Raw genomic sequence first — 15,068 nt, 5'->3', positions numbered from 1 at the left:
GGTCGTGCGATCTCGGGACTCGCGTGATCTCCGGGCTCGCGTGATCTGCAGGGCTCGCGTGATCTGGGGGCTCAGGTCTTGGGGTTGGCGTGGTCTTGGGGTTGGCGGGTTCTCCCGTTACGGCAAGCCGGTTTCGCGCCTCCGCGGGCGCGTGGTCCCGTCCGCCGGAGGCGCGTCCCCAGCGGGACTCCGGCCGGCCGCCGCTACGGCGACTGTGAAACCTCACTTCCCCCACGCCCCTCCCGCCTGAGAGGATCGCACTAGCAAGCGCTTGGTTCACACCCTGTGGAGGCCGTCGTGGAAGTCCTTCCGATCAGCACCCCCCACTGCCGTGTCGAACGCGACGGCCACGTCGTGATCGTCACCATGGACCGGCCAGAGGCCAAGAACGCCCTCTCCTCCGACATGCTCGTCGGCCTGGCCTCGGCCTGGGCCTACGTGTCCGAGCAGCCGGACGTCCGCGTCGCCATCCTGACCGGCGCCGGCGGCACCTTCTGCGCCGGCGCGGACCTCAAGGCCATGGGCACGCCCTCCACCGACCCCGAGGTCCAGGCCAGGGCCGCCGCCATCGCCAACTTCCACTGGAAGGGCCTGCTGCGCGAGGACCTGCCCACCAAGCCGATCGTCTGCGCCGCCGAGGGGTACGCGGTCGCCGGGGGCACCGAGCTGCTCGTCGGCACCGACCTGCGCGTGGTGGGAGAGTCGGCGACGCTCGGACTGTTCGAGGCCAAGCGGGCCCTGTTCCCCATGGGCGGCAGCGCCATCCGGCTGCCCCGCCAGATCCCCTACTGCCACGCCATGGACCTGCTCCTCACCGGACGTTCGGTCACGGCCGCGGAGGCGCTGGCGATGGGGCTGGTCAACAGGGTCGTCCCGGACGGCCAGGCACTGGCGGTGGCGCGCGAGCTCGCCGACGACATCGCGGCCTCGGGTCCGCTGGCCGTCCAGGCGATCCTGCGCACCTACCGCGACACCCTCGGCCTGCCCGAGCCGGAGGCGCTGAAGGTCTCCGACGAGTACGGCTGGCCGGTGATCGGCTCCGAGGACGCCAAGGAGGGCTCAAGGGCCTTCAGAGAGAAGCGCCCCGCCCGCTACCACGGCCACTGATGACGCAGCCCCCGCGAGACACAGAGAGCGATGATGGGGCTGCGATGAAAATCATCACTCAGCGGGAGTTCCGCAACAGAAGGACTCAAGGGGCTGGCCTCGATCGACATCGAGAGTTACGCCTGAACTCACGACTCCGTGATGCCGCCCAGGCGTTCGACGGCCTCGATATACTCCTCCACCATCTCGAACACCACGGCGCGTGCGCTCTTGACCTGGTTCATCGTCCCGATGATCTGCCCCGCCGGGAAGGTCGCCAGCTCGGCGGCGTCCGAGCGGCCGATGCGCCGCAGCGCGCCGGACACCAGCATGAACTGCAGCGGCATCGGCAGCGTGCCGGGCGAGTCGGCGGCCTCCCACGCGTCGGTCCACTCGTTCTTGAGCAGGCGGGCGGGCTTGCCCGTCCAACTGCGCGAGCGGACGGTGTCACGGGAGGTCGCCGCCAGGATGCGCGCCTTGGCCAGCTCAGGCGTGTCGGCCTCTTCGACGGTCAGCCAGATCGAGCCCGTCCAGACGCCCTCGGCGCCCAGCGCCATGCCCGCCGCCATCTGCCTGCCGCCGCCGATGCCGCCCGCCGCCAGCACGGGCACGTCCACGGCGTCGACGACCTGCGGGATCAGCACCATCGTGGAGATCTCGCCGGTGTGCCCGCCCGCCTCCGTGCCCTGGGCGACGACCACGTCCACCCCGACTTCGACCTGTTTCACGGCGTGGCGCGGGGTGGAGGCCAGTGCCGCCACCTTGACGCCCTTGGCGTGCGCCAGCTCGACGACGTCGGCGGGGGGCGGGCCGAGGGCGTTGGCCAGCAGCGCGATCGGGTGCCGCAGCGCCACCTCGACCTGCGGCCTGGCGGTGGCGTCGGTCCAGCCGAGCAGCACCTTGCCGGGGTCGGCGTCGTCGGACAGCCGGGGCACGCCGTGACTGGCCAGCAGGTCCTCGACGAACTTCCGGTGCCCCTCGGGGATCATCCCCTGCAGGCGGGAGACCAGTTCCTCGGGCGCGAAGTCGGCTCCCTCGTAGGAGGCGGGCATGACCACGTCGACGCCGTACGGCCTGCCGTCCACGTGGTCGTCGATCCACTTGAGCTCCATCTCGAGCTCCCCAGGGGTGAAGTAGAGGGCGCCGAGGACGCCCATCCCGCCAGCGCGGCTGACTGCCGCGACGACGTCCCTGCAGTGGCTGAAGGCGAAGATCGGCAACTCGATGCCGAACATGTCGGTCACTCGTGTCCGCATGGCCCGACGATACGATCGCGCCCGGCCAAACTGCAACGTGTTCTACTCTAGAATCCTTCGTCGGTCGGGCGATCCAGGGGCGCCCGCGCGGACGCCATCAAGCACCAGCTGCCGAGGCCGGCTGCTCCCAAAGGCCCGGTCGAGAACTGGCGTCCCGGCACCTTCCTCATCACTGCGGCCGACATGCCCGACCACGCCCTGAGGCATCGTCCGCACGAGGCCCTGCGCGTCCAGCCCATAGGGTTCTCGCATGTCTGAAAGTCTCCGCCTTGCACCTATTACCCCCGCCAACATCGAGATGGCTCTCGCCGTGAAAGTCCACCCCGACCAAGAGCGCTTCGTCTCACCGGTGGCGAAGTCGCTGGCCGAGGCTTACGTTCATCCAGAGGTGGCCTGGCCACGCCTCATCGTCGACGGCGACCATTCCGTGGGCTTCCTCATGGCCTTCCTCGATATCGACTGGGACGGCAAGGGGATCGACTTCCGGTCCGGCTTGTGGCGGCTCAATGTGACCCCCGACGCGCAGGGACGTGGGGTCGGTCGCTTCGCCGTCGAATCAGTGGCCGCTGAAGTCAGGCGGCGCGGTGGCACGCGGATGTATGTCACGTGGGAGCCGGGGGAGGATGGGCCTGCGGGCTTCTACCGGAAGCTCGGATTCCAGCCCACAGGTGAAGAGAGCGGAGGCCAGACGGTCGGGGTGCTGGATCTGACGAATCCCTCGTAACGGCGAGCACCGTGGTTCGTCGATCCTGCTCGAGCATCTACGGCGCGCATTCGTACCGGCCGACAAGATGGGCACTGGTGCGCGGCAATTCGCCGAGTACCAGCCGTTCACCTCGATCATCGAAACCCTGCGCGGGCTGCTGACCGGCGCGCCGTCGGCGAGCTCGACCATCACGGCGATCGCCTGGTGCGTGGGGCTCGCGCTGATCGGCTACCTGTGGGCGCGCGCGACGTTCACGAAGCGAGCGTGATCTCGGCCAGCTCACGCCAATCCCGCTCCCGGCCGGCACGGGTCGCCTCAGTGAACACGGTTTCACCGAGGCGATCTCGCGTTTCCGCTGTGATCCTGGAAAAGTCCGGCTGCGAACGATCCGGCGTACCGCGCACGCCGTCGCTTGCCGCGAGCAGTTGCACGGCCTGCTCGTCCTGTCCCTGGCGTAGCGCGAGATCCGCGATCCCGATCAACACCTCGGCGATCAGCGGTGGATACGTCGTCGCCACAGCCGCGCGGAACGCCTCGGTCCGATGCGCGCGGGCCTTGTCGAGATCCTCGGTGAGGTAGCCGTACAGATCCATGGTCCTGGCGCGGGCCAATTCGCTGAGTTCCTCGTTGCCGGGCATCGCCCGCACCGTGGCCAGGTGCTGGTGTGCCTTGTCCGGCTCGCCGCGCCAGCGCGCCAGCTGCGCCTTCGAAAGCTCCAGCTCGGCAAGCGTGTCCGGCCAGGCGATCCCGTCCGCGTACCGCTGCGCTTCTGCCATGGCGGACGTGCTCGATCGCTCATCGCCGAGTAGCCAGTACAGCTGAGCCTGCCGCGCCCGCAGGACGACCACGTCCTCGGTCGCGCCCACCTCGGTCAGCGCCACAGCCGCCTCTTCGTAGTGCTCACACGCGCGTGCCAACTCGCCGCGCATGGCGAGCCGATCGGCCAGGAAGGTCAGCGCCAACGAGATCCCCCACCGGTCACCCAGCGTGCGGAACTCGCCAAGGGCGATGTCGGCGTCGATGTCCACGTCGGTCTCGTCGCCGCCGAGCGTGAGCCGCAGTCGGCCACGAGTGAGCCTGGCCTGCGCGCGCACCCACGGATCGTCGTCGGCGATGAGCGGCTCGAACGCGGGCAGGAACCCCGTCGGCTCCTGCAGCATCCGCTCCAGCGGCGCGACGAACCCGAGCAGCGGGTTGCGATACCCGCTGCGCTGGATGAACCGGTGCGCCTCCTGGATCCACTCCCGCGCCTGGTACTGATCGCGGCCGGGCCCGGAGGTCACGAATATGGTCACGATGGCGTACGCCATCGCCCGCGTCTCATCGGAGACCTCACCGGGCAGCGAGGCCGCCGCGATGCTCAACTCGGTGCCCTCGGTCCTGTGCCCGCTGAGGAAGTAGTACCAGCCCACGGCCGCGACGAGCCGCATCGCCTCCTGGGCCCATCCCTCGGCGATCGCCCCGCGCAGGGCCGCACTGATGTTGTCGTGCTCGGCCTCGAGCGTGGCCAGCCATTCCAACTGCTCGGCCCGACGCAGGTACGGCTCGGCCGTCTCGGCCAACTCGGTGAAGTAGGCAAGGTGCGCCCGGCGCGCCGGCTCGCTCTCCCCGGCTTCGGCCAGCCGGTGTCCCGCGTACTCCCTGATGGTGTTGAGCATCCGGTAGCGCGGCGTGTCCTCGCCGTCGGCGAGCAGCAGCGACTTCTCGATCAACGCCGTCAGCAGGTCGAGCACCTGCTCCCCGGCGAATGCCTCGTCCCCGCACACCCGTTCTGCCGCTTCCAGGCTCGCCCCGCCGGAGAACACCGACAACCGCCGCAGCACGCCACGTTCGGCCTCGGTCAACAGCTCCCAGCTCCAGTCCACGACCGCGCGCAGCGTCTTGTGCCGGGAAAGCGCCGTACGGCTCCCGCTGGTCAACAGCCGGAAGCGGTCATCGAGCCGACGCGCCAACTGATCGACGGACATGGTGCGCAGTCGTGCCGCGGCCAGTTCGATCGCCAGCGGCATCCCGTCGAGCGCCCGGCAGATCCGCGCCATGGCCGACAAGGTGTGCGCGTCGGAGCCGATGTCCTTGCGCACCAGACCCGCGCGGTCCCGCAGCAACCGCACCGCTGGCGAGGACCCGACCTCGGCGGGGTCCGCTCCCTTCGCGGGCAGCGCGAGTGGCTCGACCTGCCACAGCACCTCCCCGGTGATACCGAGCGGTTCCCTGCTCGTGGCCAGAACCCGCAGCCTCCGGCACTCCCCCAGAAGCCGATCCGCGAATGCCGCTGCCGCCTCGATCACGTGCTCGCAGTTGTCCAGGATCAGCAAGATCGCGCGCTCCCGGAGCGCGGCGATGAGCCGATCCATCGGTTCCCCACCCCGCGCGTCACCGAGCAGTGCCTGGTCACGCAGGCCGATCGCGGTAAGGGCGGCCTGCGCCAGCTCACCGCCTGCCTGCACCGCGGCCAGTTCGACCAGCCAGGCCCCATCCGGCAGTTCGGCGAGCATCGTCCGCGCGGCCTCCGTGGCCAGCCTTGTCTTGCCGGAGCCACCCGCCCCCGTCAAGGTGACCAGCCGGTGATTGATGGCCAGACCGGCGACCGCGCCGACGTCACCGTCCTTGCCGACGAAACTCGTCAGCTCGGCGCGCAGGTTCGTCCTGCGGTTCTCCGCCCGTTCGCCCAGCTCGCCCCGCAGCAACGCGGTGTGCAGCGCGGAAAGCTCGGCCGACGGATCGGTGCCCAGCTCCTCAGCGAGCAGCTCGCGTGTCCGCTGGAAGAGGGTCAATGCCTCATTCCCACGCCCCGCCTCGGCGAGCGCTCGCATCAAGGCCGCCACGAACCCCTCCCGCAGTGGATACGCGGCGACCAGCTCGGTCAGCTCGGAGACCAGCTCCGAGCCACGGCCGAGGCGAATGTCCGCATCCACCCGATCCCCGAGCGCGGCGACGTGGAGTTCGTCCAGACGTGCGACAGCGGCGTCGAACGCATCGCTGTCTCGCAGTGCGATGTCCGCCATGGCCGTACCGCGCCACAATGCCAAGGCCGAGCGCAGCAGATCCGCCCGCGCCGCAGGCTCGGCGGCACGGGCCTGGCCGACCAGGTGCTCGAACCGGCACACGTCCACGGCGTCAGGAGCCACGGCCAGCCGGTAGCCGCCGGACTCCGCCTCGATCACACCGTCCGGCAACACCCTGCGCAGCCTGGACACCAACGCCTGCACGGCATTCACTTCGTCCGCGGGCGGCCGTTGCCCCCAAATCCAGTCCACCAGCCTCGCACGCGTGACGATCCGGCCAGGTTCGAGGGCGAGTGCGGCCAGCAGCGCGCGCAGCCGAATCCCAGGAACCTCCACCACGGCCCCATCGCGGTTCCTGACCTCGAACGGTCCGAGCAATCCGACTCTCACATCAGTCATTGTGCCGAACCGTGGCGACGTCCCGAGCCGGTTGCTGGGCTGGTTGGCTTCGGCCTCGGCGCGGTCGAGCTCTCCTTGGCGATCACGACGCTGACCATGGGGGTGTCGATGGTGCCGGGGCAGACGGCGTTGATGCGGATGTTGCGCGGGGCGTATTCGAGGACGGCGCCGCTGGTCAGGCTGATGACTCCGTGTTTGGAGGCGGGATAGGAGGCACGGCCGGGGGATGCCGAAACGAGCCCGCCGAGGGAGGAGCGGTCGGCTCCGCTGCCTTGTGCGCGCATGTGCCGCAGTTCGTGCTTCATGCCGGCCCGGACACCGCGCAGGCTGAAGGCGTTGACGCGTTCGAACCTGTCGGCGGGTTCGTCGGCGGCATCGCTGGGCGGAATCTGGATGCCCGCGTTGTTGCAGAGGGTCGCCGTAGCATCCGCCGAATATCCCACACGTTCGCCTGACCAGCGAGATGCGGTGTCGTGTCAGCGGCCGCGTCAGCACGGCGACGGCCCGGTATCAGAGCGGTCGGCGATGGTGGATGCCATGAACGGTTCAGCCATTGCGGCCTCGGGCGGGCACCACCAGGACCCGCGTTCCACCATCCGTCCGTTCAATCGAATTTCGTAACAGATTCAAAGGAGCACGCCACCATGTCCATCACCCTTACCGACCAGGACAAGCTCACCCTGCGGACCGCGGCGTGGGGCGCCGTCTCGCTGATGTCCGCCGCTGGTGCCGCCGGCTCGGCCCACAAGGTCGCCACCCACGGCTCCATCGCCCTGACCTCCTCGACCGGTCTGGTCGGGCACGTGGTCACCAAGGCGCCCAAGGGCGTGAAGTACGGCAAGTCCGTGGCCGAACTCGCCGACCAGGTGCTGCCGGCCCTGACGGCGGCCATGAGCCTGCTCAAGAAGCAGGCTCCGGCAGAGGCCGACAACTTCCGCAGCACCGTCATCGTCGCCATCGAAGCAGCCGCCCGGACCCACCAGGGCGAGCCCAGCCCCACCATGGCGGAGATGGCCCGCAAGATCACCGGAGCCCTCGACGCCGCCGGGCCCGGGCACGCGACCTCGTCCTGAACGCCGCTCACAAGATCCAGCCGGGCACGGACGCCGGACAGCCGTCAAGCCGGGCCTTCATCGCGAAGGCCCGGCTTGATGAGAAGGCCTTACTTGCCGGGCTCAGGGTCCCTGGGCAGGCCGAGCATGCGCTCGCCGATGATGTTGAGCTGCACCTCCGTCGTGCCGCCGTAGATGGTCATCGCCCTGGTCGCCAGCACCGCCCTGTTCCAGTAGCCGGCGTCGCCCAGCTTCATGTCGGCCGCCACCACGGCCGCGGCGCCGAGCAGGTCGACGGCCGTCTCCGACACGTGCTGGGCGTGCGAGGTCGACAGCAGCTTCCGCACCGAGGCGTCCGCCCCCGGCTCGGCACCCGCGAGTTGCTTGAGCGTCACCCGCAGCGACAGCGCGTTGATCGAGTGCCCCTCGCAGACGACCGCGGCCACGGCCTGCTCCTCCGCCGGGGTGAGCGGCCTGCCCAGCCGCGACACCAGCCCGAGCAGGTCGGGCACCGAGGCTCCGGTGCCGCCCGAGCCCGACGAGAGCGACACGCGCTCGTTCGACAGCGTGTTGCGGGCCACCTTCCAGCCCTCGCCCACCTGCCCGACGACCAGCGAGTCGGGCACGAAGACGTCGTCGAGGAAGACCTCGTTGAAGAGGTTCTCCCCGGTCATCTCGGTCAGCGGCCTGACCGTCACCCCCGGCGACTTCATGTCGACGAGGAAGTAGGTGATGCCCTCGTGCTTGGAGCCGGCGGAGGAGTTGCGCGCGATGCAGATGCCCCACTCGGCGACGTGCGCGACGGAGGTCCAGATCTTCTGGCCCGACAGCGTCCAGCCGCCCTCGACCCGCGTGGCCTTCATCTGCAGCGAGGCCAGGTCGGAGCCCGCGCCCGGCTCGGAGAACAGCTGGCACCAGATCGTCTCGCCGCTGAGCGTCTTGGGCAGGAAGCGCTCCTGCTGCTCTCGCGTGCCGTAGGCGACGATGGAGGGCACCACCCAGGCACCGATGATCATGTTGGGGGTCTTGACGCCCGCGGCCTTGAGCTCCTGCTGGATGAGCACCTGCTCCAACGGGCCCGCGTCGCGCCCCCACGGCTTGGGCAGGTGGGGCATCACGAATCCGCGGTCGGCCAGCGCCCGCTTCTGCTCGGCCCCCGAGAGCTGGGCGATCTCGGCGATCTCGGCGGCGATCGACGAGCGCAGCTCGGCGGCCGAGTCGGGCAGGTCGATCTCCATCGGCCGCTGCACGCCCGCCAGGGCGTGGGCGGCGACCTCGGCCGCACACGAGGACGACGAGCCGAGCAGCGCCCTGAGGGTGAGCGCCCGGCGGTAGTAGAGGTGCGCGTCGTGCTCGTAGGTGTAGCCGATGCCGCCGAAGGTCTGGATGGCGTCCTTGGCGCACTGCACGGCGGCGTCGGGCGCCATCACGCCGGCGATCGCCGCGGCGTAGGCGAGTTCGTCGCCGGCGGCCCTGGTGGCGTCCCACACCGTGGCCCGCGCCTGCTCCAGGGCCACGAGCATGCGCGACAGCTTGTGCTTGATGCCCTGGAACTGCCCGATCGGGCGCCCGAACTGCTCCCGCACCTTCGCGTAGTCGGCGGCCGCCCGCACGCACCAGGCCGCCAGCCCGGTCGCCTCCGCGCCCAGGATGATCGCCGCGAGGTGCTTCACGTCGACCTCGCCGAGGACCCTGCCCTCGGGTACGGTCACCGCGTCGAGCGTCACCTTGGCCACGGCCCTGGTGAGGTCGAGCGACCTGACCTCCTCGATCTGGACCTGTGAGGCGTCGACGGCCACCCAGGCGCCGCCGAAGGGCAGCACGAGCACGTCGGCCATCGCGCCGCCGAGCACGGGCTGCGCCGTACCGGAGAGGGCGAACGAGTCGCCGGTCAGGTCGGCCGACAGGGCGACCGCGGCGGTCAGCGAGCCGTCGGCGAGCCCGGGCAGCAGCTCGGCGCGCGCCTTGTCGGAGCCCGAGGCGGCGATGACCGCGGAGGCCAGCACGGTCGGCACGAACGGGCCCGGAGCCATGCGCTCGGCCAGCGCCTCGACGGCCACGGCCGCCTCCAGCAGGCCGTACCCGGAGCCACCGAACTCCTCGGGCAGGTGCAGGCCCAGCAGGCCCTGGTCGGCCAGGCCCGCCCAGAACGGCGGACGCCCGCCCTCGAAGGCGCGCACGACCTCGGCGGAGATGTTGCGCTCCGCCCAGCCTGCCACCGACTCGCGGAGCGCCTCGTGCTCCTCGCTCAACCCGATCGCCATCACATGCCTCCTATGGTTTCCCAGAACCATATTCTAGAGGATGCTTCTACGACGAACGTAGCCTCTTCACCAGAGAGTTCAGGTCGCGCCAGTGGCCCTTGCCGCTCTCCGGAATCGTGGCGAGCAGCATCGCGGGCTTCTTCTTGCCCGAGTCGACCACCGCGGCCAGCGCCTGCGACGACTGGCGCTTGCCGCCGAAGGTGTAGTCGACCCTGAAGCCGACGATCCAGCCCTTGCCCACGGCGAGCTTCTGCGAGCCGGTCCAGGTGACCGTGCCGCCCTCGGGGTGCTGGCTGCGCAGCGACCACCGGGCCGCTCTGACGGCCAGCTCCCGGTAGTCGGCGAGCGAGGAGGGCTTGTCGGCCGCGATCGGGAGCGGCGCCGAGGCGATCATCGTGTGCGGGAGCGCCACCTTGCCGGCCCGCTGGGCGATCACGAAGGGCGGGAACGACTTGGGCGACCACGGCTTGCCGAGCTTGGGATAGGTGAGGCCGGTTCGCTTGTCCTCGATCTTCCCGACGACCTTGCTGGCCTTGCCCGGCAGCACGGGGAAGGCCAGGCTCTCCGGCGCGGGCGTCAGCACCAGCTCGTCGGCCGTCGAGCTGGGCGCGGGCGCGGCGGGCGGGGAGACCTCGGCCAGCTGCGGCTCGACGGCGTCCGGCTGGTCGCCGGAGAACAGCGCGAAGATCAGGACCACCGCGAGCACGGTGGCGACCACCGCGGCCACGAGGTAGACGAGCTTGATCGGCACGTCACCCAGGCTCGCGATCAGCCTGGCGATCATCCCCCTGCGCGGCGGCGCGGGCGGTGGGCGGAACGGGCCCGCCGACGGCGGCTTGGGAACCCGCATCGTCTGGTCGGCGGAGGAGACCTCCACCCGCTGGAAGGGGGTGGTGGGCGCGTCATAGGAGGGTTGATACGGCTCCTGTCCCTGATTGTGCGCCATGGCCTTGAGGCTACGTGATTCATGCTCTTCCTTGGACAGAATGTCATTCTGTATGGTCGCCCGCATGAGGGGCTTCTACGAGATCGCCGCAGCCGAACCGGACCGTCCCGCCGTGCTCGGGGAGGGCGGCCTCAACTACGGCGAGCTGCTCATCCGCGCCAACAGGCTCTCGCACGCGCTGATCGAGGGCGGGGTCGGGCAGGGCGACGCGGTGGTGACCGTGCTGCGCAACGGCCCCGAGGCGCTGGCCATGATGCTCGCGACCTACCAGATCGGCGCCTACCACGTCCCGGTGAACTGGCACTTCACCGAGGAGGAGATCGCCTACATCGCGGCCGACTGCCGCGCGAAGGTCGTCCTCGACGAGCCCATGTGGGTGGACGATCAGCCTTCGGACGCGCCGCCGCACCGGCGCGCGGGCTCCATGATGCTCTACACCTCGGGCACCACGGGCAGGCCCAAGGGCGTCCGGCGGCGCCTGCTCGACCTGCCGCCCGAGGAGCTCTACCCGATCCTGATGCGCAAGAGCTGGAGGCACTTCGGGCTGCCGTTCGGCGGGGTGCACCTGGTGTGCTCGCAGCTCTACCACTCCGCCCCGTACGGCCAGGCGATGATGGCGCTCAACCTCGGTCACGCGATCATCGCCCCGGAGAGGTTCGACGCCGTCGGCACGCTGGAGCTGATCGAGCGCCATCGGGTGACGAACGCCTTCATGGTGCCGACGATGTTCCACCGGCTGCTGGCCGTGCCGGACAGGGAGCGCTACGACCTGTCCTCGCTCACCCACCTCTTCCACGGCGCCGCGCCGTGCCCGCCCGCCACCAAGCAGGCGATGATCGACTGGCTGGGCCCCGTGCTGTGGGAGTACTACGGCTCGACGGAGGCGGCCGTGGCCACCATGGTCTCGTCGCAGGAGTGGCTGGCCAAGCCCGGCACGGTGGGGCGGGCGCTGGACGGCATGTCCTTCACGATCGTCGCCGACGACGGCATGGAGGCCGCCCCCGGCGAGCCCGGACTGGTCTACATCGGCGGCGTCAACCGCTTCGAGTACCACGGCGACCCGGGCAAGACCGCCGCGGCGATGCGTGGGCGTGACTACACCCCCGGCGACATCGGCTACCTCGACGAGGACGGCTACCTGTTCCTGCTGGACCGCAGGACCGACCTGATCATCTCGGGCGGGGTCAACATCTATCCGGCCGAGATCGAGGCCGTCCTGATGGGGCATCGGGCCGTCGCCGACGTGGCGGTCATCGGCGTGCCCGACGAGGAGTGGGGTCACCGGATCGTGGCGCTGGTGCAGCCGGCCGACGGCTTCGTCCCCGGCGACGAGTTGACCGCCGAGCTGCTGCGGCACTGCGCGCCTCGGCTGGCCAAGCTGAAGCATCCGCGGGTGGTGGAATATCGCGCACGACTGCCGCGCACTCCGACGGGCAAGCTGAGCAGGCGGGATGTCAGGGACGGGTATCTTTCGGGCTGACGAGGGAAGATAACCGCGCATGAGGATGATCGTCGCGGGTGTCTGTACCGCAGCTTTGCTCATCTCCGGCTGCTCGGGTTCCATCTCCAGGGCGACTCCTCCGGTGACGACCCCCGCGCCCGCCACGACGGCCGCGGCGACCGGGGCCACGACGTCCGCGCGCGCGCTGGAGGCCGAGTACGAGAGGGTCATCCAGGACGTGCTGCCGTCGATCGTGCAGATCACGACCAAGGTGGGTGTCGGCTCGGGCATCGTCTACGACTCGGCGGGGCACATCGTGACCAACGCGCACGTGGTGGGCGAGGCGACCGAGATGCAGGTCACGCTCGCCACCGGCGGCAGGGCACGGCCCGCGCGACTGGTGTCCTCCTTCCCCGCCGGCGACCTCGCGGTGATCAAGGTGATGGACCCCAGCGGCCTCGAGCCCGCCAGATTCGGCGACTCCGGCAAGCTGAGGGTCGGCCAGATCGTGCTCGCGATGGGCAACCCGCTCGGCCTGTCCGGCAGCGTCACCAACGGCATCGTGTCGGCGCTGGGCCGTACGGTCACCGAGCCCGAGGGCCCCGGCGGCGCTCCCGGCGCGACCCTCACCAACGCCATCCAGACCTCCGCCGCCATCAATCCCGGTAACAGCGGCGGCGCGCTGGTCGACCTGTCGGGGCAGGTGATCGGCATCCCGACGCTCGCCGCCGTCGACCCAGGACTCGGCGGAGCGGCGGCGCCCGGCATAGGGTTCGCCATCCCCAGCAACACCGCCACCGACATCGCCGCGCAGATCGTGAAAGACGGGAGGGTCACCAACTCCCGCAAGGCGGCGCTCGGCATCGCCGGCCGCACGGTGATCGGCCCGACGGGCTCCTCCGTCGGCGTCGGCATCGTCACCGTCACCAGAGGAGGCGGCGCGGACCAGGCGGGCATCGCGCCCGGCGACGTGATCATCTCGGTGAACGGCACCGCCACCCCGAGCATGTCCGCGCTGTCGGAGGTGCTGGCCGGCCTGAAGCCGGGCGACCAGGCCAAGGTCGAGGTGACGAAACCGGACGGCACCACCAGCACGGTCACCGTCACGCTGGGCGAGCTCGACGCCTAGACCTCAGGAGACGGGCACGTCGGTGAAGACGCCCAGCGTGCGCAGGTCGACGTTGACCTTCGTGACGTCGGCGGGCGGCGCGGCGAAGGTGGCGTGCAGGGGCAGTTCCTCGCCGGGCTCGGTGAAGACGTCGTAGTCCGAGCACACGCACTTGGCGCTGGGGTACTTGCCGGTGTAGGCGACGCGGTAGCGCTTGCCGTTGGCCGAGTCGACGAGGCTGACCCCGCCTACCGTCAGACCCAGCCCGAGGGGAGTGTCACCCAGGCTCGAGGTCATCTCCCACCTGGTCTCGCCCTTGTTGGTGACGGTCCAGGTGAGCGTGGCCACCCTGCCCTGCCGCCGGAGCCCGGTGATCTGCACGAGCAGGTCGGCCCCGCCCGCCTTCACCTCACGGCCGGCGATGACCTCGGTCTGCTCCGGCGGCGCGCTCTGCCCGGCCGCGACCGTGGGGGCGGCACTTTCCCGCGTGGCGTCGCTCTGCTGGGCGGTCGCCTGCTGCGGCTGCTTCTCCTCGCCGCCCGAGGCGAGCTGGGCGGGCAGCATGCCACAGCCGGTCAACCCGGCGACCAGGGTCAGTGTCAGCGCGATCTGCTTGCGCATGCTCATTCCTTGACGTTGAAGATGATCTCGACGCGGCGGTTCTTGGCCCTGTTGTAGTCACTGGGCCTGCCGTCCACGAGGTTGGGCAGTTTGGGCTTGGTCTCGCCGAAACCGGCGGCCTCGAAGGTGACCGCACCGGCCTCCAACTGCTGCAGGGCCTGCTGGACGGCGCGGGCCCGCTTCAGCGAGAGCGCCTGGTTGTAGGCGTCGGCGCCCTGGTCGTCGGTGTGGCCCTCGATCTTCACCACGCCGCCCGCGGACTCGGCCTTGATCTTCTCGGCCACCTGCCCGAGCCGCTGCCGGGCCTTGGCGGTCAGCACCCACTTGTCCACGGCGAACAGCACGTCGCTGGTCAGCGCGACGGTGACCTCCTCGCCCGTCCTGGACTCGCTCTGCGCGCCGTCCATGGACTCGACCTCGGCGATGATGTCCTCGACGGGAAGCACCAGGTCCTCCACCGTGTAGGTGGCGTCCTGCGGCGTCCCGGGATCGGTCAGCGCGGACACCGACAGCACCGCCGCCAGCGCCAGCTCAGGAAACGGGGACATCGGGGAACACTCCGAGGTTGGGGAACTCGACGGTGACCGTGGAGACGTCGGCGGGCGGCGCGCCGTATACGGCGTACATCTCCAGCGCGCCGCCGCTCTTGATGTACTGGTTCACCCGGCTGCACACGCACCGGGCGTCGTCGCCCGTGCCGTTGCGGGCCACGCGGTACCGCTTGCCGTTGACGGGGTCGATCAGCGAGACCCCCGCGACCGTGAAGTCGAGGGTGCCGGTGCCCAGGTGGGGGCCGACGTAGTACTGCTCGCCCGAAGGGCCGAGGTTGCGGACCGTCCAGGTGAGCGTCGCGAGCCTGCCTTGGCGCTTGAGCCCCGTGATGTCGACGCGCAGGCTGTTCTCGTTGTGCTCCACCTCGCGGCTGGCGATGGCCTGGAGCTTCTCGGCGGGCGGGGCGGAGACCGAGGCGGAGGCGGGTGGAGCGCTGGTCGGCGGGCTCTTCTCGGTGGTGGACTGACCGGTGACGGACTGCTCGGTCTGCATCGGCTGCTTCTCCTCGCCGCCCGAGGCCAGTTGGGAGGGCAGCATCCCGCAACCGGTCGACGCCATGGCCAGCAACGCCGCCACGGCCAGCTTTCTTCGCATCCTGCCTTACCTCTTGCGGTCGGGGGTTTCGATGAGCC

General features: G+C 70.2%; 14 protein-coding genes. 6 read left to right on the top strand and 8 right to left on the bottom strand.

From position 1 onward, the window contains the following. Positions 1 to 297: 297 nt before the first annotated feature. Positions 298 to 1,107 (top strand): crotonase/enoyl-CoA hydratase family protein, encoded by an 810-nt coding sequence (locus H4W81_RS42600; RefSeq protein WP_192779983.1) that lies wholly within the window; start codon positions 298 to 300, stop codon positions 1,105 to 1,107. 128 nt (positions 1,108 to 1,235) lie between these two features. Here the strand turns inward: H4W81_RS42600 and H4W81_RS42595 are convergent, their stop codons facing one another. Beyond that, positions 1,236 to 2,342 (bottom strand): NAD(P)H-dependent flavin oxidoreductase, encoded by a 1,107-nt coding sequence (locus H4W81_RS42595; RefSeq protein ID WP_192779982.1) that lies wholly within the window; start codon positions 2,340 to 2,342, stop codon positions 1,236 to 1,238. Positions 2,343 to 2,592: 250 nt separating this feature from the next. Here H4W81_RS42595 and H4W81_RS42590 point away from each other — a divergent pair, with 250 nt between their 5' ends. Together H4W81_RS42590 and H4W81_RS42585 are read left to right on the top strand one after the other, a co-directional pair. After that, positions 2,593 to 3,066: a GNAT family N-acetyltransferase gene (locus H4W81_RS42590; RefSeq protein WP_192779981.1), complete on the top strand. Its 474-nt coding sequence runs from the start codon at positions 2,593 to 2,595 to the stop codon at positions 3,064 to 3,066. A 67-nt stretch (positions 3,067 to 3,133) separates the two neighbouring features. Further along, positions 3,134 to 3,316, top strand: coding sequence for a hypothetical protein (locus H4W81_RS42585; protein WP_225959055.1), 183 nt, complete (start codon positions 3,134 to 3,136; stop codon positions 3,314 to 3,316). On the opposite strand, the gene H4W81_RS42580 is transcribed toward H4W81_RS42585, so the two are convergent. Both H4W81_RS42580 and H4W81_RS42575 read right to left on the bottom strand, forming a co-directional pair. Beyond that, a complete protein-coding gene (locus H4W81_RS42580) occupies positions 3,300 to 6,443 on the bottom strand; it encodes a BTAD domain-containing putative transcriptional regulator (protein WP_192781372.1) in 3,144 nt (1,047 codons plus the stop codon). The genes H4W81_RS42585 and H4W81_RS42580 overlap by 17 nt on opposite strands. 5 nt (positions 6,444 to 6,448) lie before the next feature. Beyond that, complete coding sequence (locus tag H4W81_RS42575; protein WP_318782425.1) at positions 6,449 to 6,895, bottom strand: SDR family oxidoreductase; 447 nt, start codon at positions 6,893 to 6,895, stop codon at positions 6,449 to 6,451. Between the two features lie 201 nt (positions 6,896 to 7,096). Between H4W81_RS42575 and H4W81_RS42570 the strand changes: the two genes are divergently transcribed. Next, a complete protein-coding gene (locus tag H4W81_RS42570) occupies positions 7,097 to 7,525 on the top strand; it encodes a hypothetical protein (protein WP_192779980.1) in 429 nt (142 codons plus the stop codon). An 89-nt stretch (positions 7,526 to 7,614) separates the two neighbouring features. Here the strand turns inward: H4W81_RS42570 and H4W81_RS42565 are convergent, their stop codons facing one another. Together H4W81_RS42565 and H4W81_RS42560 are read right to left on the bottom strand one after the other, a co-directional pair. Next, complete coding sequence (locus H4W81_RS42565; RefSeq protein WP_192779979.1) at positions 7,615 to 9,768, bottom strand: acyl-CoA dehydrogenase family protein; 2,154 nt, start codon at positions 9,766 to 9,768, stop codon at positions 7,615 to 7,617. A 46-nt stretch (positions 9,769 to 9,814) separates the two neighbouring features. Further along, positions 9,815 to 10,714 carry a hypothetical protein gene (locus H4W81_RS42560; RefSeq protein ID WP_192779978.1) on the bottom strand — a complete coding sequence of 300 codons (900 nt, stop codon included), beginning with the start codon at positions 10,712 to 10,714 and terminating at the stop codon, positions 9,815 to 9,817. A 64-nt stretch (positions 10,715 to 10,778) separates the two neighbouring features. Here H4W81_RS42560 and H4W81_RS42555 point away from each other — a divergent pair, with 64 nt between their 5' ends. After that, the gene (locus tag H4W81_RS42555) at positions 10,779 to 12,194 is read left to right on the top strand and encodes an AMP-binding protein (protein ID WP_192779977.1); all 1,416 of its coding nucleotides are present in this window, start codon (positions 10,779 to 10,781) and stop codon (positions 12,192 to 12,194) included. Between the two features lie 19 nt (positions 12,195 to 12,213). Beyond that, a complete protein-coding gene (locus H4W81_RS42550; RefSeq protein ID WP_192779976.1) occupies positions 12,214 to 13,284 on the top strand; it encodes a S1C family serine protease in 1,071 nt (356 codons plus the stop codon). Between the two features lie 3 nt (positions 13,285 to 13,287). Here H4W81_RS42550 and H4W81_RS42545 read toward each other — a convergent pair whose 3' ends face one another. From H4W81_RS42545 to H4W81_RS42535, 3 genes are read right to left on the bottom strand one after another with little or no spacing between them, the layout of a single operon-like run. Beyond that, positions 13,288 to 13,884, bottom strand: coding sequence for a hypothetical protein (locus tag H4W81_RS42545; protein WP_192779975.1), 597 nt, complete (start codon positions 13,882 to 13,884; stop codon positions 13,288 to 13,290). A gap of 2 nt (positions 13,885 to 13,886) precedes the next feature. Beyond that, entirely contained in the window at positions 13,887 to 14,432 is a 546-nt protein-coding gene (locus tag H4W81_RS42540) for an OmpA family protein (RefSeq protein ID WP_192779974.1), read from the bottom strand. Further along, the gene (locus tag H4W81_RS42535; RefSeq protein ID WP_192779973.1) at positions 14,416 to 15,030 is read right to left on the bottom strand and encodes a hypothetical protein; all 615 of its coding nucleotides are present in this window, start codon (positions 15,028 to 15,030) and stop codon (positions 14,416 to 14,418) included. Before H4W81_RS42535 ends, H4W81_RS42540 begins: the two co-directional genes overlap by 17 nt. Positions 15,031 to 15,068: the final 38 nt, after the last annotated feature.

This window comes from Nonomuraea africana (assembly GCF_014873535.1).
In the GTDB taxonomy this organism is placed as follows: Bacteria; Actinomycetota; Actinomycetes; order Streptosporangiales; family Streptosporangiaceae; genus Nonomuraea; species Nonomuraea africana.
Note: the sequence above shows the minus strand (reverse complement) of the source record. Positions and strands in the feature narration are given on the sequence as shown.